The sequence below is a fragment of the Micromonospora sp. NBC_00898 genome (genome assembly GCF_045207895.1).
Classification (GTDB): domain Bacteria; phylum Actinomycetota; class Actinomycetes; order Mycobacteriales; family Micromonosporaceae; genus Micromonospora.
This window is the reverse complement of sequence record NZ_CP108775.1, coordinates 2,536,866-2,563,783: the sequence shown is the minus strand read 5'-3', so window position 1 is coordinate 2,563,783 and position 26,918 is coordinate 2,536,866. Positions and strand designations below refer to the sequence as shown.

Here is a 26,918-nt window from a genome sequence, read left to right as displayed (position 1 = left end):
GCAAGCACGAGGAAAGCCGCTGGAACGCTGGCAAGGACCTGTCGTTCGTGCTGCCGTCGAGCAGGCCGAATACCTTTCGCCAGTTCATCGCTCACTCCGGCTTTGTGCACCGGTCACCCGGCCAAATGTTTCGCCCATGGGCCCCATCGATGTCTTGGCCCGCGCCGGAGAGAATCCACATATGTCCACGGTCGTCCAGGCCCGACGATTGCAGCGCCTGCCTCAGATAGACAACCTCAAGACCGCCATGGTCGCGTGGATCATCGCCGGACACGCGCTGCTCGGCTATTCGTCGATCGGCGGCTGGCCCTACGACGAGGTAAACGAGGTCACGTTCGATCGTCGACCAGAGTGGGTGCTGGCCATCCTGATCGGCCCGTCAGCACTCTTCGTCGTCGGCACATTCTTCTTCTTGGCCGGGCTGTTCTCGCCTGCCGCCGTTGCTCGCAAGGGGCCGGCACGGTTCGCGGGCGATCGGACCCTGCGGCTCGGTGTGCCGTTCCTGTGTTTCATGGGACTGATCTGGCCGCTGTTCATGTGGGCTGCGTACCGCGCGGCCGCCTACCGCGTGTCGTACTGGTGGGCCTTCACGCACCGCCAACCCTTGCTGGATTCCGGCCCACTGTGGTTCGCCGAAGTGCTGCTGTACTTCTCGCTCGCATACGCGGCATGGAGCTGGGCCGCTACCCGGCTGCGTCGGCAACCTCGTCCCGAGCCAGGGCCGTTCGGCGGTGGCCAGTTGGTTGCGCTTGCCGCCGCCGTCGCGGTCGCCTCGTTCGTGATCCGGCTGTGGTTCCCCGCCCGGAGCACGCAGATCCTGGATCTGCACCTGTGGCAGTGGCCGCAATGCCTTGCGATGTTCGGGTTGGGCGTCGTGGTCGCGCGGCGCGGGTGGGTCGGCAGCGTGCCGGAGGGCGTACGGCACGCCTGCGGCCTCGCCGTGGCGGTCACGCTGGCGGCCGTGGCGGTACTGGCTGTCGCGCTGGGTGTGTCGAGTCTCGCCGAGGCCGCCACCCCGTTCCTCGGCGGCTGGCATTGGCAGGCGCTGCTGCTGGCCTGCGTGGAGGCCTGCCTGGTGGTTGCGGGATCGGTGTGGGCGCTCGGCGCGGCGCAGCGTCACCTACTGAACGGCGGACGGCTTTCGGTGGCCTGCGGCCGCGCCTCGTACGCCGCATTCGCCTTGCAGGGACCCGTGCTGCTGATCTTGGCGATTGCGGGCCGGCCACTACCCCTGCCGGCTGAGGCCAAGGCCCTCGCGGTGGGGGCGCTAGGCGTTCCGGCTTGCTTCTGGCTCGGATGGCTGATCATCGCGCGCACTCGGCTCGGCCGGCTCCTGTAGCCGACCGTCGCGCAGCCGCTGCAGTCGATGACGGCGGCGGGACTGCCCGCGCCCACCGGCGATCCCCTGCTCCACGGGTCTGCTGGCGTGCCCGTACGCGTGGGAAGGTGGCATCGGGAGTGGCTGGCGCGAGCGGACCGCGGCCGAGTTCGACTACAAAGCCCTACCGGAAACCGTGGAAGACAGGCCGGTGGCAACTTCGTGGTGACCACGCTCGTGTCGGGCACCTTCCCGGGCAGGCCGGTCCGGCTGCGCCACCGCTTCACCACGCGGGATGGCCTGATCGGCGCCCTGGACATCCGGCCGTAGGAACGTGGCGGCTGATGGCGGGTCGCGGCGCGGAATCAGCCGTCGGCGACGGGGGTGCGGCTCGTGCCCGGACGGGGTAGTCGTCGGCGGCCGCGGCCAGGGCGGACGGCGTGGTCGCGTTGCTACTGCCAGCGGCCGTACAGGGCGCCGCGCCGGGAGAGACGGTCGACCCCGGTAATCGTCTCCGGGGCCACGTCACCGGGTGGCGCGCAGCAGGGCGTCGGCCGACTGGAGGCGGATCTCGCTGACCTCGGCGACCGCCATTCGGAGCCGGTATCCGAAAGTCCCTGTGCGGTTGATGATCTGGCAGGTGCCGATCGCGTGCGCGGCGCCGGCACGGTCGACGGCGAGGACCGCGTAGGCGCCGTCGGCGGGCGCGGCGGCGACGGTGACCAGCAGCCAGGACGGGTTCCCCTGGTAGAGGAAGACGGTGCCGGCCGGTCGTGCGTCTGCAGTGGTGAGGGCGGTTGCCTTCAGGTAACGACCGTTGGCGACAGCGAGCGTGTGCCGGTACTGGTCGGCGAGACGCCGGTCCTCCGCGGTGCGCGACTGCACGAACAGCGCCCCGCCGCCGGCGGCGACCAGCACGGAAACCGCAAACGCCAGGGCCGCCACGACTCGCCGACGGGCCAGGAGCCGCCGCCGGGGTGGCGGCGTGGCAGCCGCGTCCAGCCGGGCGAGGACGGTGCTCTCGAACCGCGGCGGAGGATCGACGGCGGGCGCGAGCAGCAGGACGGCATCCGCGGTCGTGGTCAACTGGTCGAGTTCTCGGCGGCAGTCGTGGCAGCGCGAGACGTGGTCCAGCGCCCGTGCCCGATCATCCCCGGCGGCCGCGCCGGTCGCGAGCTCCGGGAGCAGGCCGTGCACGTCGCGACACGGTGGCAGCTCACTCATCACGTACCTCGAAATGATCGCGCAACCGGGACATGCCCAGCCTGATCCTGGTTTTGACGGTGCCCAGCGGCACGCCGCGCCGCTCGGCGATCTCTTTCGCGGTGAGTCCGTGAAAGATCGCCAGGACGACGGCGGTGGCCTGTTCGGGCGGCAGCCCGCGCAGGGCGACGCGGATCCGGTCGGCGTCGGCCACCTCGTCGGACGGTTCGGTGGCGGCACTTTCGGCAGTGGTGAGCAGCGCCAGCAGCACCTCCGGCTCGTAGGGGCGATCGCGGCGCAGCCGGATCGCGTCGATCGCTGCATTCCGGGTGATGGACAGCAGCCACGGCAACACCGCGCCGCGGCGGGGATCGTAGCCGCCGGCGTACCGCCAGGCCCGCACGAACACCTCCTGGGCGACGTCCTCGGCCGTGGCCGTGCCCCCGACGATGCTCACCGCCAGGCCGAAGACCCGGGCCTGGAAGCGGCGCACGAAGTTCGCCGTTGACTGCGGGTCGCCGGCCGCCATCCCGGCGACGAGCGCCTCGTCGCTGACACCCACACCTAGTACTACGCACGACAGTTCAACGCGGGATCTCTCACGTTGGAGAAATCCCGCACCCGGGGGGCGCGGGTAGTACTGGTATGAGACTCAAGATTGCGACAGGCGTGGCAGTGCTTGCCACACTGGCAGCCTGTACCTCAACGAACGGCGCGACCGGGGGCGACAGCGGCAAGGTGTCCGTCATCGTCGTCGAGCCCGTCAGCGGCGCGACCGTGTCCAACCCGTTCACCGTCAAGGTCGACAGCAGCGTGCCGCTCGGCCCCAGCGAGTCCGGCCAGCACCACGTGCACATCTGGTTCGACGACAACGAATCCGACTACCTCATCGTCGAGTCGGACACCACCCAGATCACCGACGCGCCCGCCGGGCAGCACACGATGCACGTGTCGCTGCGCAACGCCAACCACTCACCTGCCGGGGCCGAAGCCACCACGCCGATCACCGTCGGGAGCGGCGGCGGGCCGGCGCCCTCGCCCAACGCCGGAGGCGATGGTACGTCGCCCACGTCCGGCACCGACCCGTACAGCTACTGACGGCATGGCCACCGACCCGGGCACCGTTCGGCGTTACTCCCGCACCACGCGGTGGTTTCACGCGCTCACCTATCTCACCGTGCTGGTCCTGCTGGGTACCGGCTGGTGGCTGGTCGCCGGGCGGGAGGGGCAGCCCAGTGCTGTCGCCCGGCTGACCGGGGTTGCCGACACCAGCCTGCACCGGTATGCCGGCTGGGTGCTGACGGCACTGGCTGCCGGCGCGGTGACGCTCGGGGTACGGGCCACCCGCACGTTCGTCCGCGAGTCGCTGCGCCGTGACCACGGGGATCTGAGGTGGTTCGTCCGCTGGCCGGGCGCACTCGTGACCGGCCGGTTCGCCCGCCACGAGGGCCATTTCGACCCGGGACAGCGGGTCGCGAACCTGCTGATGGTCGGGCTGTTCGTGGCCCTGATCGGCAGCGGCATCGGGTTGACACTGGTCACCGGCGGCCCCTGGTTCGTCTGGCTGCAACGGGTGCACCGCTTGGCCACGTACCTCATCACGCCGGTCCTCATCGGACACATCGTCATCGCCGCCGGCCTCCCGCCCGGATACCGCGGCGTGGCCCGGGCCATGCACCTCGGTGGCCGCCTGCCACTGCGGGTCTCTGAGCGGGTCTGGCCGGGCTGGCTCGATCGGCAACGCGGAGTACACCATGAGAAATGAGCCAGTGTGCACTTTCGCGTCCTCGGTCGCCTCGCTGCTCATCGGCGCCCTCGACCCGATCGAGCGACCGGAGGTCGAAGCCCACCTGCGGCAGTGCCCGGTGTGCCTGGAGGAACTCATCCTCCTCGCGCCGCTGCCCGGCCTGCTGCACCGAGCGGTGCCGCTTGGTCTGTGCCCCCGATGCGATCCGTGATCGACTGAAGGGAAGCGTCGGCTCCCTCACGTTCTTCGCATAGCGTCAGCCACCATGAACGAGGTCAACGAGGATCCCACTCGCACCGGCTTTCCTGCCCGGCGATTCGCCGGGATGCACCTGATCTCCGGAGGCGCCGTCGGGGAGATCCCGATCCGGGACGCGGTTGATGCCTTGGAGACCGCCCTTCGCGGCGGCCTCGATCCCGAGCAGGACATTCCCCGTTCTCGGGCGGCCACCCAGGCCGGCGAACTGCTCGTCATGCCGTCCACCCTGGGCGGCTTCTCGGGCGTGAAGGTGCTCTCCAACACCCCGGACAATCCCCGCCGCGGACTGCCGCTCATCCAGGGGGCCTTCCTCCTCTTCGAAGGTCCGGAGCAACGTGCGGCCGCCATCATCGACGGCGTCGCCCTGACAAACCTGCGCACCCCTGCCGTCTCCGCGCTCGCCGTACGACACCTCCTGCCCGGCACGGTGGCCGGACCGCTCCGGCTCACGGTCTTCGGCACCGGACCGCAGGCGCGCGGACACGCCGAGGCCATGCTCGCCCTGCACGAGATCAGCGAGGTCTCGTTGGTGGGACGCGACCGCGCCCGCCGCGACCGCCTCGCCGCGCACCTCGCCGACACCGGCGTCCTGGTCCGGGCGTCCGGCCTCGACGCGTCCGCAGCGGCGGTGGCGCAGGCGGACGTCATCTGCTGCTGCACGAGCGCACCGGCGCCGCTCTTCGACGGCACCCTGGTCAAGGCGGACGCCGTTGTCGTCGCGATCGGTTCCCACTCCCCGCGTATGCGCGAGGTCGATGACACGCTCGTCAACCGCGCGAGCGTCGTCGTCGAATCCCGTGCGAGTGTCCTGCGCGAGGCGGGTGACGTCGTCATCCCCCTGGCTGCCGGGGTCGTACGCGAGGAGGATCTGTACCGGCTGCGCGATGTCGTGACCGGCAGCGTGCAGCTACCCACCGGTGGACCCAGGCTGTTCAAGGGGACCGGCATGCCGTGGCAGGACCTCGTCGTCGGCGCTGAGATCTACCGCGGCTACGTCACCGCGCACGGCGGCACCCCCTGATGCGGCGAGGTGCGGTCAGCCGGCGTGTTGGCCGCATGGGTGAACGCCGCGGAAGCGATGTGATCCTTCTACGGGGGCGAGCGGTGACCGTTGTTGTCCCGCTGTCCGTCAGGGCCGGCGGGCGGGCCGGTTCAGCCCGATTGTCGCCGGGGCCAAGAGTTGCTTCGCAGCGAGTTCGCCCAGTGCGTCGCACCGACCCCGGCCGGCTGCGGTCCGGTGCCCACGGTCGAGTCGGGCTGCGGGGTCTGGCTTGCCGCCGTCAGGCCGAGCCCTTCGGCACCTAGCGGGCGATCGCGCTCTGGAGTGGCAAGCGAAGTAAATTCGTCCGAAGGTTCCTTGTCGGGCGCGTCGACGGCTGGCTGCGGCCAGCGCCGCCAGCGCTGAACGCTGAGCACGGCGACCAGCATCGCGGCCCCGATCAGCAGCGTCGTGCCGGTCCGCACCGGCATGGCCAGGTCGGCGTGCAGCCCTGCCACGGTCACCTTCTGGCCGAGGAGGTGCAGCAGCCAGGTCGGGCGGGGCAGCATGGCGAGATAACTGCCCGCGTACACGACCCCGGTCAGCACTGCGCCCACCGGAGAAAATCGCAGGGTGGCGATGAGCCCGAGGAGGATCCCACCCGCCAGCAGCAGCAACGCGGTCCTAGCGAAGTCACCAGTGTCGAAGACACCGCTGGTCTGCGCCGCGGTGAAGGCCTGGACCGAGCGGTCCTGTCCGATGGCGAGAAGAATCCAGGCCGAGGGACCGATGACGATCGCGGCTATCAAGGTTCCGATATGTCGCATCCGGGGACCGTACCTCTGCGGCAGGAAGATGAAAACCCCCAGCGCGGGCAGTCGTTTCTCGCTCACGATGCGGTGTCGCCAAAGGGTCAGGCCCGGGCCCACCGGCGATGGCCGACGTCCTGGCACAGCGGCCCTCGGCGCGAAATCAGTAGACCCTCATCCGACTATGGGCGATTCGTCCGCCGCGTCAGCGCCCCAGGTCTTGGCGATGCCAGTACCGCCCGGCAGGCGGCGTCCGATTTGTCGGTGGCTACGCTCGAGTGCATGGGAGATCCGTTCCGGGTGCGCATCACCGTCCGCGGCTATGAGCTGGACACCCAGGGCCACCTGAACCAGGCCGTGTACCTGCAGTACGGCGAGCACGCCCGGTGGGAGTGCCTGCGTGCTGCCGGCATCTCACAGGACCGGCTCATCGCCAACGGAGTGGGACCCGTGGCCCTGGAGGTCACCCTGAAATATCTGAGAGAGCTGCGTGGTGGGGACGAGCTTGACGTGTCCTGCGAGTTCCGCTGGGGCGAGGGCAAGACCTTCCAGATCGACCAGGACTACACCCGTCCGGGCGGCACTCAGGTCGCGACGCTGACCGGGGTCGGCGGGCTGCTCGACCTGTCAGCCCGGCGGCTGGTGCCCAACCCGCGGGAGCGGTTCAAGGAACTGGCCACCGACCTGGGGCCGCTCAACCTCTGAGGTCCGGGCCAGGTCAACGTCCGAGGTCGACCTCGATCTCCACCTCGACGTCGTCACGGACCTTGAGCGCGCCGAGAAAGGCCGAGTACGGCTTGATTCCGTACGCCGACTGGGTCACCACCGTGACGGCGCGGTACCGGTCGGGCGTCACCTCGCGTACCTCGACGTCGATGGGGGCGGCGACCCCGTGCAGAGTGAGCGTTCCGCTGATCGTGGCGTGGTCGTCGCCGGTGACGACGCGGCTGGACTCGAAGGTTGCCGTCGGGTGGCGACCGACGTCCAGCGTGCGCCGGGCGTTGTTCTCGATTTCGCCCCGGTCCCTGCCGGTCAGCGGTCGCGCACCGCCGGTGCCCTCCCGCACGGCCAAGGATCCCAACTCAACGCGGGCCGTCGCGGTGGCGTCCACCGGCCCGGTCTCGGGAACGTCCAGCTCCACCGACCAGTCGGTCACCTCAATGGTCAGGTCGTGCCCGACGGTCGAGCCGACACCCTTGCGGCTGGTGTGCAGTAGCATCCGCCCGTTGTTCGAGCCGAACCGCAACCAGCCGGTTGTGAATGCCACCCGCCAACTGTACGCGGAATCACCGCCGCCCTCATCGCATTCAGGTCGAACTCTGCTGGTCGCCGCGTTCCTGCCGGTCCAGGGCATCTTGGCGGCCTACTACCTGGACGGCGGCCGGGTGGCCCAGGGGGTCGGTTCAGCCGGGCGGGCCGGTCCGGGCGGGCAGGCTGACTGTCACGCTCAGCCCGCCGTCGGGCAGTGCCCCGGCCGCTGCTTCGCCGCCGTGTGCCGTCGCGATCGAGGCGACGATCGCGAGGCCGAGCCCGAAGCCGCCGTCGCCGGTCCGGTCCCGCAGCCGCCGGAACGGCTCGAACAGGCCCGCGACCGCCTCGGGCGCGATGGGTGCATCCGTGTGATTCCGACTGACCTGAACTGGCAGCCCAGCCCCGAGGCCGCCACCGCGGCCGTGACCTACGTCGCTCGGCTTTTCTCCGACCCTGGCGACGCCGTCGAGCATGTCGACCACGAGTTCTACGACCGGGTCACCCTGATCGACGCCGGCGAGAACACCACCCGGATCACGTGCTCGGGTTGCGACGGGGACATCGACCTAGAGTGGCTCTACGACCTGATCGAGGAAAATGGCGAGAGCTTCGACAACCTGGACGTCACGGTGCCGTGCTGCGGCGCGGTCGTCTCGCTGGATGCGCTCCGCTACGACTGGCCGGTCGGCTTCGCCCGATTCGAGGTGAGCGCCATGAACCCGACTCGCGCGAAATACGAACTCGACGACCAGGAGCTCGCCGACGTGGCCGTCCTTCTCGGCCACCCTGTCACACAGATCCTGGCCCACTACTGATCACACGGGCCTCATACTCGAGTCGAAGCTTGATCGAGCGCACCCTCAGCCGCGAATCGCGCTGCGTGCGCTCGCGTGTCCTGGTGACGAGGGACGGGCCCCGAAGGGCCACGTAGACGGGTATGACTAGGGCGTGTCTCCTGGAAGCTGGCGCGAGGTGCCCAACTCGTTGAAGATCTCTTTGGCTTGTTTGACAGCCCGGTCGAAGGCGCCACGCGGCAGGGACCACGGGGAGTCTTGGGGTTCGCCGAGCCGGCGTAACGCTGGCGGTATGGCATCGATCCAGCCGAACAAGCCGTGTCGCTTCATGCGTTGTCGATAGAGCGTCCGGCCTGCGTCGGTGTGCCAGTAGCGGTCGGCGTTGGCGTCGGCGCCGATGAGGCCGGCCGCGACCAGGCGGGGCACGGCACGGGTGAATTCGGCCTGGGTGAGCGCGGCATGGTTGATGCCCTCCGCCTTGACCAGAATCTGGGTCAGGGTGTAGCCGTCGTGCGGGCCGGTACCTTCGACGCAGGCGAAGACCCAGGCGTCGGAGATCGTCCATGCGGCGGTCACGGTTGCCACAGTAGGAGCCGCCGGCCGATACGAGCGGAGGCATGGGAGACTGCCACGAGCGGCCTTTCTTTGCAGACGATGCTGGCGTAGAGAACCTTCATCATCCACTTAGGAAGGCCGCGTCTATGAACCGGCCTCAGACAGCGAAACCGCCGCTGAGCAGCACGTCCACATGATCACCTGACTTTGCTTTGCCCCTGGGGTCTGAAGGCAGCGCACGCTCAAGCCGCTGGTCGGGCATTGGCAGCTCAGCGGGTGAGGCACATCCGACCATGCCGAATTGAGTGCGGTCAGTGTGTTTGGGTCTCCCAGACCGGCAGCTGGGGCTCGTCGTTGTGCACGATGATGTTGGCGTGATGGGTCGGGCGGACCGTAGCGAAGTAGAACTGTTGGGAGGGGATGTAACGCTCACGCCAGCGCCGTTCGACTTCGGCCCGAGATGACACCCGGCGCTCTCGGATCACGGCACGATCCACGGTCTTCTCGAGTGCCGTCGACACGAAGATGCGCAGGTCCCACCGATCAATCAGTTCCGGGCGCATGAGGAAGACGCCGTCGAAGACCAGCACGGCGTCGGCTGGGGCAGTCGTGACGGGCGGGGACAGTGCAGTATCCGCGGTGCGGTCGTAGACCGCGTGTTGGAAGCGTCGATCTCCGCCCGGGCCGAGCGGATCGAGCAGAACCCGGTTCAGCGCGTCGTAGTCGTGGGTGTCGAAGTAGCAGCCTTCGGCCGAGTACTCGCCGCGCGGATAGCGCTGTGCCCGGGGAAAGAGGAAATCGTCGATCGTCGCGCGGATGACGTCGCGGCCCTGTTCGTGCAAGACGACGGCCAGCTCGTCGGCGAGGGTGGTCTTGCCTGCGGCGGGCGGTCCGTCGATGGCAACCCGCGTCGGGTGTGCGACTGTGACGGACCCGACTGCCTCAGCCAGGCGGCCGAGCAGCTCGTCGCGGGTGCCTTGGTCCATGTCCTGCCCGTCCTAGTCTCGCGAAGGTCACCGTGTCGGGCCGACCTTATGCGCGCGCCAGCCCTTTCGCGCCTGCCACTGCCCGAGTGAGCGAGATTGCCGCATGCGGAAGTGGCTGCGGTCGTGGCGCAAACGCACTGTCATGCCGGCGCTGGTCGCTCGGTATAGCGTGACCACTCTGCCGCGTCCCGCGCGGCCATCCGGTTCTGCCGCCGACCGGGCGTGGCTCTCAGTAGTTGATCGCTGCGGCCGAACGTCCGGACGCGCCCGATGAGAGTCCATCGTTGCTGAGAGTGCATCGTTGGGGATCAGGCTGTGGGTGCTGACGCTGGCCGCCCTACACGACGCGGATGTGCATCGCCGTGGTGTCCGGTTCCGCGGCGAACCGCGCAGCGAACTCGTCCTGCAACGAGAACAGCTCGGCCATGGGCGCCGGCCGCCGGGTGGTGCCAGCGAGGTCCTGGTGCGCTTCGCGCGACCAGAGAAACGGGTAGACCGTCATGCCGTGCGACAAGGGCAACTGGCGTGTCTCCTCCTGCCAGCCCGGCCAGCGCAGGGACTCGTAGAACTGGCCGGTACCACCCTCGGCGATCCACGACAGCCAGGCGCCGTGACCAGCGCCGAGCGACTCCCACTCCAACGTGTCCGGCCCGAAGTAGCACACCTCGCCGGGCTCCCCGGGGCGGCCGATGCTCGCCGGATCGGGGCCGTTGACCTCGAACCGTCCGCCGAGCACGTCGTAGCCGACCACCAGCGCCGCAGGCGCCTGCTCATCGCCCGGCAGGCCGTTGACCTCCGCCAGCGAGAGCAGACCGCGCTCACCACCGCCGCCGAGCACACGCAGCCAGCCGTCGTCGACCAGCAGACCACCGGTGTGCAATGCCAACGCACCCAGCCGCGACCGCGTGGAGACCTGCAGGCGGTACAGGCTGTCCCGCCCGACGGCTGCAGAGACCGGCAAGACGGTGATCTGCGGATTCGACAGCAGTTCCATCTCGAGCGCTGGCCACGCCGGATCGGATGTAGCCGTCAGCTCCTCTACGGTGCGCATCCGATCATCATGCCCCGGCCGCTGCACGCCGGCGAAGTGCGTCCCGCTGACCCGCTGACCCCGGTCGAGCAGCCTGACTGCCACCAGGTGGAGTTGGTTCGTGGGGTCGTGCGGGGACGCCCTCATCTGGCCGCCGACCGAGCGCCGGCGCTTGGCCGTCCCATGACCGTCTGCAATCGCCCTACGGCTGCACGCTCGCGGTAGCTGTGTGCGAAGAAACCGACTCCCGGAGGGCACCCGGATCAGCGATACGGTTCGGGAGTGCTTCCCAGCCTCGCTCAACAACCGCTGATATTTCTCGACGTAGACGGCGTGCTCATCCCGTTCAGAGGCCGGCCGGCGAGAAGGGATCGCCCTTCGACCGGGGTCGAGGCGAACGCAGAGGCACCCGACGGCTGGGGCAATCCTCTCCTGGATCGGCTTGACCCCGATGACGGACGGCGCCTGCTGGCCCTGGGATGCCGGTTGGTCTGGGCCACGACATGGATGGCGGAGGCAAACGAGATCCTCTCGCCACGGCTGGGCCTTCCGGCGCTCCCAGTGGTGGAATGGCCGGACTCCGATGAGGAACCAGAGCACGGTCTGCACTGGAAGACGGTGTTCCTCACTCGGTGGGCGGCAGGCCGCCCATTCGTCTGGCTTGACGATGAGATAACCGATGCTGCCCAGACTCCCGCGCGGATGATGGCCACGCCGGCGGTGACCAGGCCGGCCCCGGTCAGGATCGGCGAGACGCTGAACAGCACGTCGCCGAGGTCCCGGTTGCTCGGCCAGATCACCTCGGCCGCGGCGATGATGAGCTGACCGACGATCGCGCTGGCCAAGCCCACCGGGCGACGCGGCCGTGGCCACCGGCGTCTGAGAGTGCCAGGGCGCTGCGGCGGTCGTGGGGGTCCGGCACCCGCCGGAGATACCCGGCACGCTCCAGGCGGTCGAAGGATCTCAGCCCGCGGCGGACGACAAAAGCAAAGGCAAGAAGATCTCACTCCTTGCCACTTCTAACGTATAGCGCACAGGGGGGCTTGCGGCAAGACCCGGGTCTTGCCGCAGAATCGGCGGCCGGACACAGCACCGACGAGGAAATGGGGGGCACGACGTGGGTGTGTTGTCGATGTACGGGGGACGCGGCGACCTCGAACCGCTGATGAGATTGGCGGTGCAGTTGCGGGCGCTTGACACGGAGGTGCGGGGGTGCGCGCCGGCCGACCGGGCGCAGCGGCCGGCCGACTCGTCAGAGGGAAGCCAACCAGACATGAGGCGGACAACTTCACCAAGCAGACCGGCATCAAGGTCAACTACACGGTGCTGCCGGACGTGCCCAACAAGAGGTTCGACACAGCTCGAGGCGCCGGTGATTCGACCGGCCAGTGCAGTGCAACGGAGCACGGCTGCCTCGGAGGTATCGCAATGATCGAGCAGTACGTGTTGGATCTTCAAGCGGTTGACGAGATGCAGGTCGCGGTCGCTGGCGGCAAGGCCGCGCACCTGGGCGGGCTGTCGCGGATCGAAGGCATCCGCGTGCCGGCTGGGTTTTGCGTGACGACGGCCGCCTTCCGGCGGATCATGGCGGAAGCGCCGTCTATCGACGATCGGCTCGATCAGCTGTCGCGCCTGAACCCGGATGACCGGGACGCGATCCGCACGCTCAGCGCGGAGATCCGCCGGACCATCGAAGGGATTGCCATCCCGGGTGATCTGGCGGCGGCGATCACCCGCGCTCTCGCCCAGCTCGGCGAGCAAGCTGCCTACGCCGTGCGATCCAGCGCGACGGCAGAGGACCTGCCGACGGCCTCCTTCGCGGGCCAGCAGGACACGTACCTGAACGTCGTGGGGCCGGCGGCGATCCTCCAGAACGTCAGCCAGTGCTGGGCGTCGCTGTTCACCGAGCGGGCCGTGACCTACCGCCTGCGAAACGGCTTCGACCACCGGAAGGTCCACATGGCCGTGGTCGTGCAGCAGATGGTCTTCCCGGATGCGGCCGGCATCCTGTTCACGGCCGACCCCGTCACGGGCAACCGGAAGGTCGCCACCGTGGACGCCAGCTTCGGCCTCGGCGAGGCCCTGGTTTCCGGCCTGGTGACCCCGGACGTCTTCAAGGTGCGCGACGGCGAGGTCGTCGCCAAGGCGGTCGTCGCCAAACAGCGTGCCGTTCACGCCCTGCCGGCTGGCGGGACGCAGGAAGTGGCGATCGACCCGCAGCGGCAGGAGCAGCCGGCGCTGACGGATGCGCAGGTCGTGCGGCTCGTGCAGCTCGGGCGGCGGATCGAAGCGCATTTCGGCCGCCCGCAGGACATCGAATGGTGCCTGGTCGACGATGACTTCCAGATCGTGCAGAGCCGGCCAATCACCACGCTGTTCCCCATCCCCGCGGCCCGCGACCGGGAGAACCACGTCTACCTCTCCGTTGGTCATCAGCAGATGATGACCGACCCCATGAAGCCACTGGGGCTCTCCGTCTGGCAGCTGACGGCCATGGCGCCGATGCACGAGGCCGGCGGGAGGCTGTTCGTCGACGTCACCCGGCGCCTGGCCTCGCCCGCGAGCCGCGCCGGCCTCCTGGAGATGGCGGGGAGGTCCGATCCGCTGATCAGGGACGCGCTGGAGACCGTCCTCGACCGCCACGACTTCGTCCCGGCGCTCCCGGACGGCGGTCCCGGCGGGCCGCCGGTCGGCGGCGCGTCCGCCCCGATCGAGACCGATCCGGCCATCGTCACCGAGCTGATCGAGCGCAGCCAGGCGTCCATCGCCGCCCTGCGGCGCGACATCCGGACGAAGACCGGACCGGCGCTGTTCGACTTCCTGCTGGAGGCCTTCCAGGAGCACAAGCGGGTCCTCAGTGATCCATTGAGCATGCAGGCGATCATGGCGGGGATGGAGGCCACCTGGTGGCTCAACGACCGGCTGCGGGAATGGCTGGGCGAGAAGAACGCGGCCGACACCCTCACGCTGTCCGCCCCCGGCAACGTCACGTCGGAGATGGGACTGGCGCTGCTCGATGTCGCGGACGTGATCCGCCCGCATCCGGAGGTAGTGGCGTTCCTGCAGGGCGTCGAGGACGACGGCTTCCTGGACGAGCTGCCGAAGTTCGCGGGCGGGACCGAAGCGCGCGACGCCATCGAGGCCTACCTCGACCGGTACGGCATGCGCTGCGTCGGCGAGATCGACATCACGAGGCCGCGTTGGAGCGAGCGCCCCACCACGCTCGTGCCCGTGATCCTCGACAACGTCAGGAACTTCGAGGCGGGCGCCGCCAAGCGGCGCTTCGAGCAAGGGCGGCAGGAGGCGCAGAAGAAGGCGCAGGAGGTGCTCGAACGCCTGCGGGCACTGCCGGGCGGGGAGCAGAAGGCCGACGAGACCAAGCGGATGATCGACCGGGTCCGGACCTTCATCGGCTACCGGGAGTACCCGAAGTACGGCATCGTCAGCCGCTACTTCGTCTACAAGCAGGCCTTGCTCGAAGAGGCCGAGCGCCTCGTGCAGGCCAACGTGCTCCCCGAGAAGGAGGACGTCTTCTACCTCACGTACCAGGAGCTCCACGACGTCGTGCGCTCGAACCAGGTGGATGACAAGCTAATCCAGCACCGCAAGGACGCGTTCCGGTCGTACCACGCGCTCACGCCGCCCCGGGTGCTGACATCGGATGGCGAGGTCATTGCCGGGGCGTACCGACGCGACGACGTGCCGACCGGCGCCCTGATCGGCCTACCGGTCTCCGCCGGGACCATCGAAGGGCGCGCCCGCGTCATCCTGGACATGGCCCAGGCTGATCTCGAACCGGGTGACATCCTCGTCACGGCCCACACGGACCCGAGCTGGACGCCCCTCTTCGTCGCCATCACAGGCCTGGTGACGGAGGTCGGAGGATTGATGACACACGGCGCAGTGATCGCACGGGAGTACGGCCTGCCGGCTGTCGTCAGTGTGGTAGATGCCACCCGGCTGATTCCCGATGGGCAGCGGATCCGCGTGCACGGAAGCGACGGGTACGTCGAGATTCTGCCTTGACTGACCACTCACCGAGAAGGCCCGTCTGCCTTGCCAAGCACATATTTTCCAAGCGGCACTGAGCTTCCACCCTCGGACCGGACACCCTGATACCTGGCAGTAGAGCCAGGAGCAAGGATGTCCAGGTGGCACGCCCCTCGCAGTACCCCGAACAGTTCCGCAAGGACGCCGTCGACCTCGTCCGGTCGTCGGATCGCCCGCTCCGGCAGATAGCCCGTGACCTGGGCGTCAACCATGAAACCCTGCGCGGTTGGGTCCGCGCGGCCGAGAAGCAGCCAGGCCGGCGGGCCGCGCCGACGGACCTGAGCGTCGCCGAGCGTGACGAGCTGCGCAAGCTTCGCGCGCGGGTCCGGGAACTGGAGTTGGAGAAGGACATTCTCCGCAAGGCAGCCCAATATTTTGCCAAGGAGTAGTCCGGTCGCGGAGTTCACGCGACGCCCCGATTCGGGGAAAATGTGGCGGGGCTGTCGCGCGATTTCGCATCCATCTGGTGCCGGTGAGCCCGTGAAGGAGTATGAACCGGAGATCCTTTCAGGTCCCCCGCATTGTTGCCGTGAGCACGCGAGTCAGATTCTTGAGCCTGCCGGGTCTCCCGCGACAGCCCCACCTTCCTGTCTCGATGGGTCTTGGAGGTGGCGACCACGATGGATGTGGTGCATGAGCGGGTGGCAGGTATCGACATCAGCAAAGCCGACGTGAAGGTGTGTGTCCGGGTCGGGCGTGCGAGACGGGTGGTGCGAACGTTCTCGACGATGACCAAGGACCTACTGCAGATGCGGGACTGGCTGCGGGAACTCGGCATCAGCGTGGTGGGCATGGAAGCGACGGGCGCGTACTGGAAGCCGGTGTACTACTTGCTGGAAGACGAGTTCGATGTTCAGTTGCTCAATGCCCGGCACGTGCACAACGTGCCCGGACGTAAAACCGATGTGATCGACTCCGACTGGATCTGCCAAATGGTTCGCCATGGGCTGATCCGGGCAAGTTTCGTGCCGCCGGAGCCGGTGCGACAGCTGCGTGATGTGGCCCGATATCGGGCGGTGATCGTGCGGGAACGAGCCGCGGAGGAGCAGCGCCTCGAGAAGCTCCTTGAGGATGCTGGGATCAAGCTGTCGGTCGTCGTGTCCGATCTGCTGGGTAAATCGTCACGGTCGATGCTCGAGGCGATGATCGCCGGTGAACGCGATCCGGAAGTCCTTGCCGGTATGGCGCTGCGCCGGATGAAGTCCAAACGCCCACAGCTTGTTGAGGCGTTGACCGGCCGTTTCGCCGAACATCACGCGTTCCTGGCCCGGGCCATGCTCGACCGGATCGATGCCTGCACCGTGATCGTTGACCGACTCAGCGAGCAGATCGACGCAATGATGACCCCGTGGCGTAATCAAGCCGAGCTGCTGACCACGATCCCTGGAGTCGGCACGCGAGTCGCGGAGGTGATCCTCTCAGAGATCAGCACGAACATGTCCTGGTTTCCCACCGCGCGACACTTGGCCTCATGGGCCGGTGTCTGCCCAGGCAACAACGAATCCGGTGGCCGGCAACGATCCGGACGGGCCCGCCCCGGAAACGCGTGGCTGCAGGCGGCCCTCGGCGATGCCGCACTGAACATCGCCCGCAACAGAACCTCATACCTCTCGGCCCTCTACCGGCGGATCGCTTCCCGCCGAGGCAAACGACGAGCCATCGTCGCCGTCCAACACTCGATCCTGGTATCGGTATGGCACATGCTTCGCGCCGACACGCCCTATCAGGAACTCGGCCCGGACTACTTCACCACCCGCCACGGCGCCGAACGCAAAACCCGAAAGCTCATCGGCCAACTCAACGACCTCGGGTTCACCGTGACCCTCAACCCGCTGGAGGCCGCCTGATCACCGCCGTGGTCAATGAATTTTCGAGTCAGTAGTCCGGTCGCGGAGTTCACGCGACGCCCCGATTCGGGGAAAATGTGGCGGGGCTGTCGCGCGATTTCGCATCCATCTGGTGCCGGTGAGCCCGTGAAGGAGTATGAACCGGAGATCCTTTCAGGTCCCCCGCATTGTTGCCGTGAGCACGCGAGTCAGATTCTTGAGCCTGCCGGGTCTCCCGCGACAGCCCCACCTTCCTGTCTCGATGGGTCTTGGAGGTGGCGACCACGATGGATGTGGTGCATGAGCGGGTGGCAGGTATCGACATCAGCAAAGCCGACGTGAAGGTGTGTGTCCGGGTCGGGCGTGCGAGACGGGTGGTGCGAACGTTCTCGACGATGACCAAGGACCTACTGCAGATGCGGGACTGGCTGCGGGAACTCGGCATCAGCGTGGTGGGCATGGAAGCGACGGGCGCGTACTGGAAGCCGGTGTACTACTTGCTGGAAGACGAGTTCGATGTTCAGTTGCTCAATGCCCGGCACGTGCACAACGTGCCCGGACGTAAAACCGATGTGATCGACTCCGACTGGATCTGCCAAATGGTTCGCCATGGGCTGATCCGGGCAAGTTTCGTGCCGCCGGAGCCGGTGCGACAGCTGCGTGATGTGGCCCGATATCGGGCGGTGATCGTGCGGGAACGAGCCGCGGAGGAGCAGCGCCTCGAGAAGCTCCTTGAGGATGCTGGGATCAAGCTGTCGGTCGTCGTGTCCGATCTGCTGGGTAAATCGTCACGGTCGATGCTCGAGGCGATGATCGCCGGTGAACGCGATCCGGAAGTCCTTGCCGGTATGGCGCTGCGCCGGATGAAGTCCAAACGCCCACAGCTTGTTGAGGCGTTGACCGGCCGTTTCGCCGAACATCACGCGTTCCTGGCCCGGGCCATGCTCGACCGGATCGATGCCTGCACCGTGATCGTTGACCGACTCAGCGAGCAGATCGACGCAATGATGACCCCGTGGCGTAATCAAGCCGAGCTGCTGACCACGATCCCTGGAGTCGGCACGCGAGTCGCGGAGGTGATCCTCTCAGAGATCAGCACGAACATGTCCTGGTTTCCCACCGCGCGACACTTGGCCTCATGGGCCGGTGTCTGCCCAGGCAACAACGAATCCGGTGGCCGGCAACGATCCGGACGGGCCCGCCCCGGAAACGCGTGGCTGCAGGCGGCCCTCGGCGATGCCGCACTGAACATCGCCCGCAACAGAACCTCATACCTCTCGGCCCTCTACCGGCGGATCGCTTCCCGCCGAGGCAAACGACGAGCCATCGTCGCCGTCCAACACTCGATCCTGGTATCGGTATGGCACATGCTTCGCGCCGACACGCCCTATCAGGAACTCGGCCCGGACTACTTCACCACCCGCCACGGCGCCGAACGCAAAACCCGAAAGCTCATCGGCCAACTCAACGACCTCGGGTTCACCGTGACCCTCAACCCGCTGGAGGCCGCCTGATCACCGCCGTGGTCAATGAATTTTCGAGTCAGATGGGGCAATGACCCACCGCTACCGCTTCATCTCCACCCACCGCGCCACCTACGGCGTCAAGCGGATGTGCCGGGTCCTCAATATTCGCAGGCAGGGCTACTACGAGTGGCTCGAAGCTGCTCCCGCCCGGGCCGAACGCCAGCGCGCCGAGGACGATCTCGCCGCCGAGATCACCGAGATCCACACCGCGCACAGGCAGGCGTACGGGTCCAAGCGGGTCACCGTCGAGCTGCACCGGCGCGGCCGGCGGGTCAACCGCAAGAAGGTGGAGCGGATCATGCGCGAGCGTGGCGTCGTGGGCTGGACGCGGCGACGGCGCCGGAGCCTGACCAAGCAGAACGTCACCGCGCCGCCGGCACCGGACCTGATCGGCCGCGACTTCACCGCCGCAGCGCCGGGTGAACGGTTCGTCGGGGACATCACCTGCCCACCGAGGAAGGCTGGCTCTATTTGGCGACCGTCATCGATCTGCACAACCGGGAGGTAGCCGGGCACGCGATGGCCGCCCACATGCGTACCGACCTGATCAGTGCAGCCATCGACCTGGCCGTCCGGCGTGGCCTGACCAAGCAGAATGCGATCTTCCATTCGGACCGCGGATCCCAATACACGTCGGCCGACTTCCGCCGCAAACTCAAGGCCTGCAAGCTGCGGGCCTCGATGGGCAGGACTGGATCTTGTTTCGATAACGCCGCCGCCGAAAGCTTCTTCGCGACCCTGAAAACCGAGATCGGCACGAAGGTGTGGCCGACCCGCCACGCGGCCCGGCGAGCAGTGTTCGAGTATCTCACCTACTACAACCGTCACCGTCTACATTCGACCAACGGCTACCGCACACCGGTCGAGACCCGCATCGGGTATCGTCAGGACCACGCCCTCGCGGCATGAAACTCCGGTGTCCGGTCCCGGGGTGGAACCTCAGCACTGATGTGACCTGCTCGGCATCCGGATCTGCCGCGATCCGCTCGTCACATCGCGTAGCGGAGGTGGCGGCACTGGCATCCGGTCGTGCCGATGAGCGCGCGTTGGTTGCTCGGCAGCGGCCCACCGGCGCGACAAGGTTTCGCACTGCGTCGACTGCAACGGGCTGCCACATGAGGCTGTGAATGCCTTGCGGTTTAGGCGATCTGGTCGCCCCAGCGCTTCCAAGCGTCGTCAGTTACGGCATCGATGCTGCGGCCGACTTCCCGCATGTCCGCCGCGGAAAATGACTCCTCTTGACCGGTGCGCCACTGGACCGCCCGGTGGGCTAAGCCTCGATCCGTGGACTGGATCGGTGCACTACTGAGCGGAAGCGGCGTGGAGATGTGACGAGAGTGCCCTCTGAGCTGGGATGATCGGGTTTGTCTAGGACTCGAATCACACCAGCTCGGAAGGACACTCTCGGTGCAAGGATCTCATGCGTGGCGCGGCGACGGCGCGGTGTTCGATGATGACAATCTCGTGTCGCATGCGGGTCTGGTGCCGCTGCTGGAGTTGGCCGAGCAGGCCGGGCTGTCGCGACTGTTGGATGAGCATGTCCGGTTCGTCGATGAGCGGGTGAAGTCCGGCGCGGCCAACTCGACGCCGAAGCTGACCTCGATCATCGCGGGGATGGCTGCCGGGGCGGACAGCATCGACGACCTGGACGTAATCCGCTCCGGCGGGATGAAGGAGCTGTTCGGCGGGGTCTACGCCAACGCCACGTTGGGGATCTTCCTGCGGGAGTTCACCCATGGCCACACCCGGCAACTGTCGGCGGTGCTGCGCCGGCACCTGGTCGCTCTGGCCAAGCGCACCCCGGTGCTGGCCGGCATCGGCGACCGCGTCTTCATCGACATCGACTCGTTGCTGCGCCCGGTGTACGGGCACGCCAAGCAGGGCGCGTCGTTCGGGCACACGAAGGTCGCGGGCAAGAGCATCCTGCGCCGGGGCCTGTCGCCGCTCGCGGTGACCATCTCGACCGAGACCGCGGCGCCGGTGGTGGCCGGGGTGCGGTTACGGGCCGGACGCGCCGGCTCCGCCAAGGGCGCGGCCAGCATGGTCACCGAGGCGATCAATACCGCCACCGACGCTGGCGCGCAGGCCGGGAACATCCTGGTACGCGGCGACTCCGCGTACTGCAGCGGCAAGGTCATCGCTGCGGTAGTCAAAGCCGGAGCGAACTTCTCGTTCGCCATCGCCCGCAATCCCGCCGTTGACGCCGCGATCGCCACCATCCCCGACGAGGCGTACACGCCGGTGCACTACCCCGGCGCGGTCACCGATCCCGACACCGGTGAGCTGATCTCCGACGCCCAGGTGTCCGAAGTGGAGTTCACCGCGTTTGCCGGCACCCGCCACGAGATCACCGGCTGGCTCGTCGTGCGCCGGGTGCTCGACGCCAACACCCAGGACCCTCTGTTCCCGGTCTGGCGCTACCACCCGTTCTTCACCAACAACACCGAACCGGCCCCCGAGGCCGACATCACCCACCGCCGCCACGCCGTCTGCGAAACCGTCTGGTCCGACCTCATCGACGGCCCCTGGGCCCACCAGCCCTCAGGGTCGTTTCCCGCCAACGCCGCCTGGAACATCCTGGCCGCGATCACCCACAACCTGCTGCGCGCCGCTGGCACCCTCACCGCCACACGCCGCTACGCGGTGGCCCGCGGCGCCACCCTGCGCACCCACCTGATCAACGTCGCGGCCCGGCTCGCCCGCCCGCAACGCCGCCCCGTGCTGCACCTACCCACGCACTGGCCCCGCGCCGCCGCCTGGCTCACCTTCTGGAAAGCCGTCTTCACGACCTGACCAACGACCACCCGGCACGCACCACCCACCAGCACCGCACCCACACACCACCCGACGAGCGGGAACCCGAGCAGGCTGGACACCGGGCCAGCCGGTCAGACGCGCCCTCCACGAACCAAGATCATCACGGCAAAGTCAAAGGACCATCCTGATACTGATCCACGGATCGAGGCTAAGGCTTTCCATTCGGGGAAGGTCTCGGCAAGGTACGCTGCGGCGCCGGCCTTCGAGGTGATGTCTTCGTACGCGAGCGTGTAGTGCAGCCGGGCTGGACCGAGAATGCACCACGCTACGGCGTTAGCATCCACAGGGGCGTCTGCGGGTAGCTCGGCAACGTCCTGATAGATGCTTGGGGCCGCTGGCTTCCAGTAGTCACGAAGGTTCTCAAGGTTGTAGCGGCGCAGCGCCGCTGAGTCGACGTGTATGCCGAGTTCGTCAACCTCCGGCCCGCGAACCCGGATTCCGTACCGCTGCAGGGTCAGCCAGAGCACAGGAGTCAATTCGCCGCATGGCTTGTCAGTGCGAGGCTCGCCATTGACTACGAACGGAACCACGCGAGGATCAATGGGGAACTCCTCGAACGTCGCCTGATCGAGGTACACGCCGTCCAGGTGCGGCTTGGCTGGCATGGCCTCGTGAACCTTCGCCAGCGCAGCCAGGTCACTTGGGCTCGCGACGCGTGATGTCACGATGACCGTGTCGACGTCGCTGGCGTTGGGCACCCAGGCTCCGAGTGCCGCCGAGCCCACGACGTAGAGCTTCTCGACGAAGCCCGGCAGGGCCTCGTCCGCCGCTCGGAGGTACGCGCCCGTCAAGTCCTTGATCATGCCGGCACCGTATCAGTGGGCGCTAGCTGACCAAGCGCACTCATTTGCCGCATTGCGGGCGTGCAAACCGTCGGGCAGCATGCGTTAGCGCCTTTGCAGTACAACCACGGGGATCTGGCGGGTGGTCTTCCGCGCGTACCCGTCGTAGCCCTTGTACATGTCGGCCATCTGCTGCCACAGGCGCTCGCGGTCCTCGCCAGCGGTTTCGACGGCGGTGACCAGGTACGTCTGCCGGCCGATCTGTACGGAGGCGTCCGGCTGCGAGCGCAGGTTGAGCCACCAGGCGGGGTGCCTGGCGCTGCCGCCGTTGGACGCGATGATCACCCATCGGTCGCCGTCGGTCTGGTACATCAACGGTACCGTCCACGACCGCCCCGACTTGCGCCCGGTCGTGGTCAGCAACAGCACCGGTGCGCCGAACATCTTGCCGCCGAGCTTCCCGCCGCTGCGCCGGTACAGCCACACGGCCGTACGCAGAAACCCTCGCATGAGCGCTCTACCGAATCCGCCAGACCGTTTCGCCATGGTCACTACCTACCAGACCAGGGGGTCGGTGGATAGCCGGCTTAGGTCGCCAAACGCGCCTCGTGGCGCAAGTCGCGCTCGCCAGCTCAGGCCTTCCAGTCGCCCGACTTTGCCGAGAAGCGGACGTGGTAGCGGGGCGCCCCGCGTCGTGAGGTCGCGGAGCTGGGGCCCGCAATTCCCCGTGATGGTCGGTTCGATCTTCGCGGGTCAATGCCGACGTGGACTCACCAATCCTGACTCGTATGCGATCATGACGAGTTGAGCGCGGTCGCGTGCGCCGAGTTTTGTCAGTACCCGGCTTACGTGGGTTTTCGCCGTGGTGTGACTGATGTGGGCCTGGCGGGCGATGTCCTCGTTGGACAGTCCGGCTGCGATGAGGGTGAGTATTTCCCGCTCGCGCGGGGTGAGCACGTCGAGTTCGGGTGCGCGGCCAGGTCCGGCCGGGGTCGCCACGAACTCGGCGATCAGGCGCTTCGTCACCACTGGGGACATGAGCGCGTCGCCGTTCGCCACCACTCGTACCGCGTGCAACAGCTCGGCCGGTTGGGTGTCCTTGACCAGGAATCCGCTCGCGCCGGCCCGCAGCCCCGCGAACACGTACTCGTCGAGCGCGTAGTTCGTGAGGATGACGATGCGTACGCCGTGCAGGGCGGGATCGGCGGCGATCCGCCGGGTGGCCTCGATACCGTCCGTGCCGGGCATTCGCACGTCGACGAGCACCACGTCCGGCTTCAGGCGCGCCGCGGCCGCGGCCGCTTCCGCACCGTCGCCGGCCTCACCGACCACCTCGATATCGTCCTCGGCGTTCAGCAATGCCCGGAAGCCCGCTCGGATCAACGGCTGATCGTCGGCGAGCAGGACCCGGATCATGCGGCGTGCCCCGTCGCATCTTCGGCCGGCGCAGGGTGCTCCAGCGGCAGGCTCGCGTGCACCTGGAAGCCGCCACCCGGCCGGGAGGCGGTCGCTACCGTGCCGCCGAGCGCAGCCGCGCGCTCGCGCATGCCCCGCAGGCCATATCCCTCGGTGACCGGTGCGGCGGCGCCCGGACCGTCGTCGTCGACGCGCAGGTCCAGACGCGCCGGCTGGTAGGTGAGCTCGACATCCACCGTTGCCGGCGCGGCATGCCGGGCGGTGTTGGTCAGCGCCTCCTGCACCATCCGGTACACAGCGCGCTCAGTGTTCGGTGGCACCGGCCTTGTCTCGCCACGCACGTGCAGCCGGACCCGCAGTCCGGACCGCTCGAACCGGGCGGCGAGCAGCGGCAGTTGGGCGAGGCTCGGCGGCTCGGCGGTGTCGGCGACGCGGAGTACACCGAGGGTGGCGCGCAGTTCCCGCATCGCTTCCAGACTGGCCTCGCTGATCGCGAGGAGGGCTGGCTCGATGAGCTCGGGCTTGCGGTGCAGCAGGTGCAGCGCGACGGAGGACTGTACGTTGACCACGGAGATGGCGTGGGTCAAGGTGTCGTGCAGCTCTTGGGCGATGCGCAGTCGTTCCTCGTCGGCGCGGCGCTGCGCGGCCTCCTCGCGGGTCCGCTCCGCGTCGATCGCGCGTTGGTGCACCTCGTGCAGATACGCGCGGCGGTGCCGGGTCACCTCGCCCCAGATGAGGATCGCGACCAGCCAGCCGCTGACCCACAGCATCTCGGGCACCGAGTGCAGCGGGTCGCCGCTGCGCACCCAGCCGGCGACCAGCTTTCCGACGCTCAACGCGGCCGTCGCGGCCACCGCCGGCCAGCGGTAGCTCAGGCTGGCGAGCGTGTAGATGGTGATGGTGGCCGGGAGGGCGGCCAACACCGGCACGGGGTAGTCACGCCCGTAGTAGACGAGGAACGCGGCGGTCGCGACCACGGTCGCCGGTACTGGTGACGCGCGGCGTGCTGCGAGCGCCGACGCGGCCACGATCAGCAGCAGACACCCGGCCGCGTCCAACGCGTGCGTTGACGGTTCGGTGGCGGACGTGGCGCCTGCGCCGACGATGACGCCGAGGACGACACCGACGGCCATCGCCGCCGCGAGGACGCCGTCGAACCAATTGCGGCCTCGCGTCCCTCGGCCCTCAAGCAGCCCGGACATCGGCATTCCGTGAGCGTACGTCAGCGGCGCAGGGCCTACGTCGCGCCGGAGACTGAGGTCGGCAGTACTTTCCGGGAAGTATGCGCATCAGGTACCGGGACCGCCACGGCACCCCGGCAGTACGCCACATTTGCTTCCCTGGCGCGATGCCCTGACCGGCACCCGACCCCGATCGTCGTAGGGACGTGACACGAGGGGAGATTCGGGTGTACCGGTTGCTGACATTGCCCTCCGGCCGGCGGGCCAAATGGGTCGTGCTCGCCTGCTGGCTGGCGGCGCTGTTCGTGGCGACACCGTTGGCCGGGAAGCTGTTCAGCGCGGCTGAGGACAGCACGGCTAGCTTCCTGCCCCGCAACGCGGAGTCCACCCGCGTCGCGCAGGCTCGCCAGGCGTTCCCCGGCGGGGACGCCAGCCCGGTCGTGGTGGTGTACCAGCGGGTCGGCGGGCTCACCGCCGCGGACCGGGACCGGGTCGGCGCCGACGCCCAAATGCTGCGGCAGCGATACGCCCCGTCGGCCGAACCGTTCGTCCCGGTACCCGCACACGATGGCACGGCGCTGCTCTACCAGGTGCCGATCTCGACCACGGGTGCGCAGGACGCCGGCACGGTGATCATCAATGCGGTCAAGGACATCCGGCACACCGTCGGCGGGGACATCGGGGAGCTGACCGTGAAGGTGACCGGCCCGGCCGGATTCACCGCGGACAGCGTGGAGGTCTTCGACGATCTGGAGTTGACCCTGCTGCTCATACCGCTGGCGGTGGTCGCGGTGCTGCTCCTGCTCATCTACCGCAGCCCGGTGCTGTTCCTGGTGCCGCTGTTCTGCGTCGTGGTGGCCAACCAGGTCAGCTCCGCCCTCGTGTACGGCCTCGCCGCGGGGCCCGGGCTGCGGCTCAACTCGATGGCGGCCACGGTGCTCGGCATCCTCGTGTACGGCGCGGGCACCGACTACGCCCTGCTCATCATCGCCCGGTACCGGGAGGAGCTGCGCCGCCACGCCGACCGGCACGACGCGATGCGGGAGGCGCTGCGATGCTCCGGCCCGGCCGTCCTCGCCTCCGCCGGGACCGTCGCGGCGGGCCTGCTGTGCCTGCTCGCCGCGAACCTCAACTCGACCAGCGCGCTCGGTCCCGTCGGCGCGCTCGCCGCCCTCGGCGCCGTCCTGGCCATGCTGACGCTGCTGCCGGCGCTGCTGGTCATCCTCGGCCGGTGGGTGTTCTGGCCGTTCGTGCCCCGCCCGGTCGGGCAGGGGACCGAGCCCGGTGGCCGTGGGTGGCGCGACGTCGGCGCCGCGATCGGCCGGCGGCCCCGGGTGACGTGGGTTATCACCGTCGCGGTCATCGGCGCGTGCGCGTTCGGCCTGACCGGCTTCTCGACCCCGCAACGGACCCTGTTCGCCGACCCACCGGACTCGGTGCAGGGCCAGCAACTCATCGCGGCGCACTACCCGGCCGGTGCCGGCCACCCGCTGGAGATCGTCGCGCGGGCCGGCTACGCCGACGCGGTGCGCGACGCCGCACGCGGCACCGCCGGCGTCACCGACGTCCAGCCGGCCGGTCGCACCGCGGATCTGGTGGCCTTCCAGGCGACGCCTTCGGCCGCGCCATCCAGTGACGCCGAGTACGACACGGTCACCCGGCTCCGCGACCGGCTGCACGCCGTCGAGGGGGCGGATGCGCACGTCGGCGGACCGGGCGCCATGGAACTCGACCTGAACGTGACGAACACCCGCGACGCCACGGTCGTCATCCCGCTCGTCCTCTTTGCGATCTTGGCCATCTTGTGCCTGCTGCTGCGTGCGCTGGTCGCCCCGCTCCTGCTGGTCGCGACCGTCATCCTGTCCTTCGCCGCGGCGCTCGGGCTGTCCGTGGTCGTCTTCGAAGACGTGCTCGGCTGGCACGGCCAGGAGGCCTCGCTGCCGATACTCGCGTTCGTATTCCTCGTCGCGCTCGGCGTGGACTACAACATCTTCCTGATCAGCCGGGTACGCGAGGAGGCGGCCCGCCTCGGTACCCGGCAGGGCACGTTGCGCGGGCTCGCGGTGACCGGCGGCGTCATCACCTCCGCCGGCATCATCCTCGCCGCCACCTTCGCGGTCCTCGCCACGCTGCCGGTGCTGAATGTCGCGCAGCTCGGCTTCGTGGTATCGCTGGGCATCCTGCTGGACACGTTCATCGTCCGATCGATCCTGGTGCCTGCACTGACGATCGACGTGGGCCGGCTGACGTGGTGGCCGAGCCGGCTCGCCCGCGCGGTACCAGGGTCGCAGGCAGCCGCCGGTCCATCGCTGGCCCGAGCCGCATCGAGCGCGGCACCCGACCGCCTGCACTGACCCGAGCCGCAAACGCCGAACCCGCATGTCAGGAGG

Annotated in this window: 28 protein-coding genes; 16 read left to right on the top strand and 12 right to left on the bottom strand. The window is 68.3% G+C overall.

Annotation, left to right across the window (positions count from 1 at the left end):
- The first annotated feature begins 181 nt into the window (after positions 1–181).
- Positions 182–1,339: an acyltransferase gene (locus OG799_RS12555; RefSeq protein ID WP_406045202.1), complete on the top strand. Its 1,158-nt coding sequence runs from the start codon at positions 182–184 to the stop codon at positions 1,337–1,339.
- 504 nt (positions 1,340–1,843) lie between these two features.
- Here the strand turns inward: OG799_RS12555 and OG799_RS12550 are convergent.
- Together OG799_RS12550 and OG799_RS12545 are read right to left on the bottom strand one after the other, a co-directional pair.
- Positions 1,844–2,542 carry a hypothetical protein gene (locus tag OG799_RS12550; protein ID WP_406045201.1) on the bottom strand — a complete coding sequence of 233 codons (699 nt, stop codon included), beginning with the start codon at positions 2,540–2,542 and terminating at the stop codon, positions 1,844–1,846.
- On the bottom strand, positions 2,535–3,050 hold the full coding sequence (locus OG799_RS12545) for an RNA polymerase sigma factor (protein WP_406045200.1): 516 nt from the start codon (positions 3,048–3,050) through the stop codon (positions 2,535–2,537). Before OG799_RS12545 ends, OG799_RS12550 begins: the two co-directional genes overlap by 8 nt.
- A gap of 209 nt (positions 3,051–3,259) precedes the next feature.
- On the opposite strand from OG799_RS12545, the gene OG799_RS12540 reads away from it, so the two are divergent.
- Genes OG799_RS12540 through OG799_RS12525 form a run of 4 tightly spaced genes read left to right on the top strand, consistent with a single transcriptional unit; the run spans position 3,260 to position 5,547 of the window.
- Positions 3,260–3,619 carry a hypothetical protein gene (locus tag OG799_RS12540; RefSeq protein WP_406045199.1) on the top strand — a complete coding sequence of 120 codons (360 nt, stop codon included), beginning with the start codon at positions 3,260–3,262 and terminating at the stop codon, positions 3,617–3,619.
- 4 nt (positions 3,620–3,623) lie between these two features.
- Entirely contained in the window at positions 3,624–4,286 is a 663-nt protein-coding gene (locus OG799_RS12535) for a cytochrome b/b6 domain-containing protein (protein ID WP_406045198.1), read from the top strand.
- Positions 4,276–4,479, top strand: coding sequence for a zf-HC2 domain-containing protein (locus tag OG799_RS12530; RefSeq protein WP_406045197.1), 204 nt, complete (start codon positions 4,276–4,278; stop codon positions 4,477–4,479). Before OG799_RS12535 ends, OG799_RS12530 begins: the two co-directional genes overlap by 11 nt.
- Positions 4,480–4,533: 54 nt before the next feature.
- Positions 4,534–5,547: an ornithine cyclodeaminase family protein gene (locus OG799_RS12525; RefSeq protein ID WP_406045196.1), complete on the top strand. Its 1,014-nt coding sequence runs from the start codon at positions 4,534–4,536 to the stop codon at positions 5,545–5,547.
- 131 nt (positions 5,548–5,678) lie between these two features.
- Here the strand turns inward: OG799_RS12525 and OG799_RS12520 are convergent, their stop codons facing one another.
- Complete coding sequence (locus tag OG799_RS12520) at positions 5,679–6,398, bottom strand: hypothetical protein (RefSeq protein ID WP_406045195.1); 720 nt, start codon at positions 6,396–6,398, stop codon at positions 5,679–5,681.
- A 198-nt stretch (positions 6,399–6,596) separates the two neighbouring features.
- Between OG799_RS12520 and OG799_RS12515 the strand changes: the two genes are divergently transcribed.
- A complete protein-coding gene (locus OG799_RS12515) occupies positions 6,597–7,019 on the top strand; it encodes an acyl-CoA thioesterase (protein WP_406045194.1) in 423 nt (140 codons plus the stop codon).
- Positions 7,020–7,032: 13 nt separating this feature from the next.
- Here OG799_RS12515 and OG799_RS12510 read toward each other — a convergent pair whose 3' ends face one another.
- A complete protein-coding gene (locus OG799_RS12510) occupies positions 7,033–7,581 on the bottom strand; it encodes a YceI family protein (protein WP_406045193.1) in 549 nt (182 codons plus the stop codon).
- Between the two features lie 136 nt (positions 7,582–7,717).
- The gene (locus OG799_RS12505) at positions 7,718–8,038 is read right to left on the bottom strand and encodes an ATP-binding protein (RefSeq protein WP_406045192.1); all 321 of its coding nucleotides are present in this window, start codon (positions 8,036–8,038) and stop codon (positions 7,718–7,720) included.
- On the opposite strand from OG799_RS12505, the gene OG799_RS12500 reads away from it, so the two are divergent.
- On the top strand, positions 7,988–8,380 hold the full coding sequence (locus OG799_RS12500; protein ID WP_406045191.1) for a hypothetical protein: 393 nt from the start codon (positions 7,988–7,990) through the stop codon (positions 8,378–8,380). The genes OG799_RS12505 and OG799_RS12500 overlap by 51 nt on opposite strands.
- A gap of 126 nt (positions 8,381–8,506) precedes the next feature.
- On the opposite strand, the gene OG799_RS12495 is transcribed toward OG799_RS12500, so the two are convergent.
- The 3 genes from OG799_RS12495 to OG799_RS12485 all read right to left on the bottom strand — a co-directional run bounded on the left by OG799_RS12495 (position 8,507) and on the right by OG799_RS12485 (position 10,951).
- The gene (locus OG799_RS12495; protein WP_406045190.1) at positions 8,507–8,935 is read right to left on the bottom strand and encodes a hypothetical protein; all 429 of its coding nucleotides are present in this window, start codon (positions 8,933–8,935) and stop codon (positions 8,507–8,509) included.
- A 290-nt stretch (positions 8,936–9,225) separates the two neighbouring features.
- Positions 9,226–9,900, bottom strand: coding sequence for a cytidylate kinase family protein (locus OG799_RS12490; RefSeq protein ID WP_406045189.1), 675 nt, complete (start codon positions 9,898–9,900; stop codon positions 9,226–9,228).
- Between the two features lie 337 nt (positions 9,901–10,237).
- Positions 10,238–10,951, bottom strand: coding sequence for a DUF2625 family protein (locus OG799_RS12485; protein WP_406045188.1), 714 nt, complete (start codon positions 10,949–10,951; stop codon positions 10,238–10,240).
- A 261-nt stretch (positions 10,952–11,212) separates the two neighbouring features.
- Between OG799_RS12485 and OG799_RS12480 the strand changes: the two genes are divergently transcribed.
- The 8 genes from OG799_RS12480 to OG799_RS12445 all read left to right on the top strand — a co-directional run bounded on the left by OG799_RS12480 (position 11,213) and on the right by OG799_RS12445 (position 21,125).
- Entirely contained in the window at positions 11,213–11,755 is a 543-nt protein-coding gene (locus OG799_RS12480; protein ID WP_406045187.1) for an HAD domain-containing protein, read from the top strand.
- 603 nt (positions 11,756–12,358) lie between these two features.
- Entirely contained in the window at positions 12,359–14,956 is a 2,598-nt protein-coding gene (gene rph, locus OG799_RS12475; RefSeq protein WP_406046274.1) for a rifamycin-inactivating phosphotransferase, read from the top strand.
- Between the two features lie 125 nt (positions 14,957–15,081).
- Complete coding sequence (locus tag OG799_RS12470; RefSeq protein ID WP_406045186.1) at positions 15,082–15,369, top strand: transposase; 288 nt, start codon at positions 15,082–15,084, stop codon at positions 15,367–15,369.
- A 231-nt stretch (positions 15,370–15,600) separates the two neighbouring features.
- Complete coding sequence (locus OG799_RS12465; RefSeq protein WP_406046273.1) at positions 15,601–16,827, top strand: IS110 family transposase; 1,227 nt, start codon at positions 15,601–15,603, stop codon at positions 16,825–16,827.
- A gap of 266 nt (positions 16,828–17,093) precedes the next feature.
- Complete coding sequence (locus tag OG799_RS12460; RefSeq protein ID WP_406046273.1) at positions 17,094–18,320, top strand: IS110 family transposase; 1,227 nt, start codon at positions 17,094–17,096, stop codon at positions 18,318–18,320.
- Between the two features lie 40 nt (positions 18,321–18,360).
- Positions 18,361–18,840 carry an IS3 family transposase gene (locus OG799_RS12455; protein ID WP_406045185.1) on the top strand — a complete coding sequence of 160 codons (480 nt, stop codon included), beginning with the start codon at positions 18,361–18,363 and terminating at the stop codon, positions 18,838–18,840.
- The gene (locus OG799_RS12450; RefSeq protein ID WP_406045184.1) at positions 18,804–19,241 is read left to right on the top strand and encodes an IS3 family transposase; all 438 of its coding nucleotides are present in this window, start codon (positions 18,804–18,806) and stop codon (positions 19,239–19,241) included. Before OG799_RS12455 ends, OG799_RS12450 begins: the two co-directional genes overlap by 37 nt.
- A gap of 498 nt (positions 19,242–19,739) precedes the next feature.
- Positions 19,740–21,125 (top strand): IS1380 family transposase, encoded by a 1,386-nt coding sequence (locus OG799_RS12445; protein ID WP_406044060.1) that lies wholly within the window; start codon positions 19,740–19,742, stop codon positions 21,123–21,125.
- Between the two features lie 95 nt (positions 21,126–21,220).
- Here OG799_RS12445 and OG799_RS12440 read toward each other — a convergent pair whose 3' ends face one another.
- From OG799_RS12440 to OG799_RS12425, 4 genes are all read right to left on the bottom strand, one after another.
- Positions 21,221–21,952 carry a nucleotidyltransferase domain-containing protein gene (locus OG799_RS12440; RefSeq protein WP_406045183.1) on the bottom strand — a complete coding sequence of 244 codons (732 nt, stop codon included), beginning with the start codon at positions 21,950–21,952 and terminating at the stop codon, positions 21,221–21,223.
- A gap of 84 nt (positions 21,953–22,036) precedes the next feature.
- A complete protein-coding gene (locus tag OG799_RS12435; RefSeq protein ID WP_406045182.1) occupies positions 22,037–22,441 on the bottom strand; it encodes a nitroreductase family deazaflavin-dependent oxidoreductase in 405 nt (134 codons plus the stop codon).
- 243 nt (positions 22,442–22,684) lie between these two features.
- On the bottom strand, positions 22,685–23,347 hold the full coding sequence (locus tag OG799_RS12430) for a response regulator (RefSeq protein WP_406045181.1): 663 nt from the start codon (positions 23,345–23,347) through the stop codon (positions 22,685–22,687).
- Complete coding sequence (locus OG799_RS12425) at positions 23,344–24,549, bottom strand: sensor histidine kinase (RefSeq protein WP_406045180.1); 1,206 nt, start codon at positions 24,547–24,549, stop codon at positions 23,344–23,346. The genes OG799_RS12430 and OG799_RS12425 overlap by 4 nt, the downstream gene beginning before the upstream one ends.
- A 206-nt stretch (positions 24,550–24,755) precedes the next feature.
- Here OG799_RS12425 and OG799_RS12420 point away from each other — a divergent pair, with 206 nt between their 5' ends.
- Positions 24,756–26,882: an MMPL family transporter gene (locus OG799_RS12420; protein ID WP_406045179.1), complete on the top strand. Its 2,127-nt coding sequence runs from the start codon at positions 24,756–24,758 to the stop codon at positions 26,880–26,882.
- The last annotated feature ends 36 nt before the right edge of the window (positions 26,883–26,918 follow it).

Coding starts and splice junctions, on each gene's coding strand:
- OG799_RS12555 (WP_406045202.1), top strand. CDS start 182: ATGTCCACGGTCGTCCAGGCCCGACGATTGCAGCGCCTGCCTCAGATA.
- OG799_RS12550 (WP_406045201.1), bottom strand. CDS start 2,542: ATGAGTGAGCTGCCACCGTGTCGCGACGTGCACGGCCTGCTCCCGGAG.
- OG799_RS12545 (WP_406045200.1), bottom strand. CDS start 3,050: ATGGCGGCCGGCGACCCGCAGTCAACGGCGAACTTCGTGCGCCGCTTC.
- OG799_RS12535 (WP_406045198.1), top strand. CDS start 3,624: ATGGCCACCGACCCGGGCACCGTTCGGCGTTACTCCCGCACCACGCGG.
- OG799_RS12530 (WP_406045197.1), top strand. CDS start 4,276: ATGAGAAATGAGCCAGTGTGCACTTTCGCGTCCTCGGTCGCCTCGCTG.
- OG799_RS12525 (WP_406045196.1), top strand. CDS start 4,534: ATGAACGAGGTCAACGAGGATCCCACTCGCACCGGCTTTCCTGCCCGG.
- OG799_RS12515 (WP_406045194.1), top strand. CDS start 6,597: ATGGGAGATCCGTTCCGGGTGCGCATCACCGTCCGCGGCTATGAGCTG.
- OG799_RS12505 (WP_406045192.1), bottom strand. CDS start 8,038: ATGCTCGACGGCGTCGCCAGGGTCGGAGAAAAGCCGAGCGACGTAGGT.
- OG799_RS12490 (WP_406045189.1), bottom strand. CDS start 9,900: ATGGACCAAGGCACCCGCGACGAGCTGCTCGGCCGCCTGGCTGAGGCA.
- OG799_RS12485 (WP_406045188.1), bottom strand. CDS start 10,951: ATGCGCACCGTAGAGGAGCTGACGGCTACATCCGATCCGGCGTGGCCA.
- rph (WP_406046274.1), top strand. CDS start 12,359: ATGATCGAGCAGTACGTGTTGGATCTTCAAGCGGTTGACGAGATGCAG.
- OG799_RS12465 (WP_406046273.1), top strand. CDS start 15,601: ATGGATGTGGTGCATGAGCGGGTGGCAGGTATCGACATCAGCAAAGCC.
- OG799_RS12460 (WP_406046273.1), top strand. CDS start 17,094: ATGGATGTGGTGCATGAGCGGGTGGCAGGTATCGACATCAGCAAAGCC.
- OG799_RS12455 (WP_406045185.1), top strand. CDS start 18,361: ATGACCCACCGCTACCGCTTCATCTCCACCCACCGCGCCACCTACGGC.
- OG799_RS12440 (WP_406045183.1), bottom strand. CDS start 21,952: ATGATCAAGGACTTGACGGGCGCGTACCTCCGAGCGGCGGACGAGGCC.
- OG799_RS12435 (WP_406045182.1), bottom strand. CDS start 22,441: ATGCGAGGGTTTCTGCGTACGGCCGTGTGGCTGTACCGGCGCAGCGGC.
- OG799_RS12430 (WP_406045181.1), bottom strand. CDS start 23,347: ATGATCCGGGTCCTGCTCGCCGACGATCAGCCGTTGATCCGAGCGGGC.
- OG799_RS12425 (WP_406045180.1), bottom strand. CDS start 24,549: ATGTCCGGGCTGCTTGAGGGCCGAGGGACGCGAGGCCGCAATTGGTTC.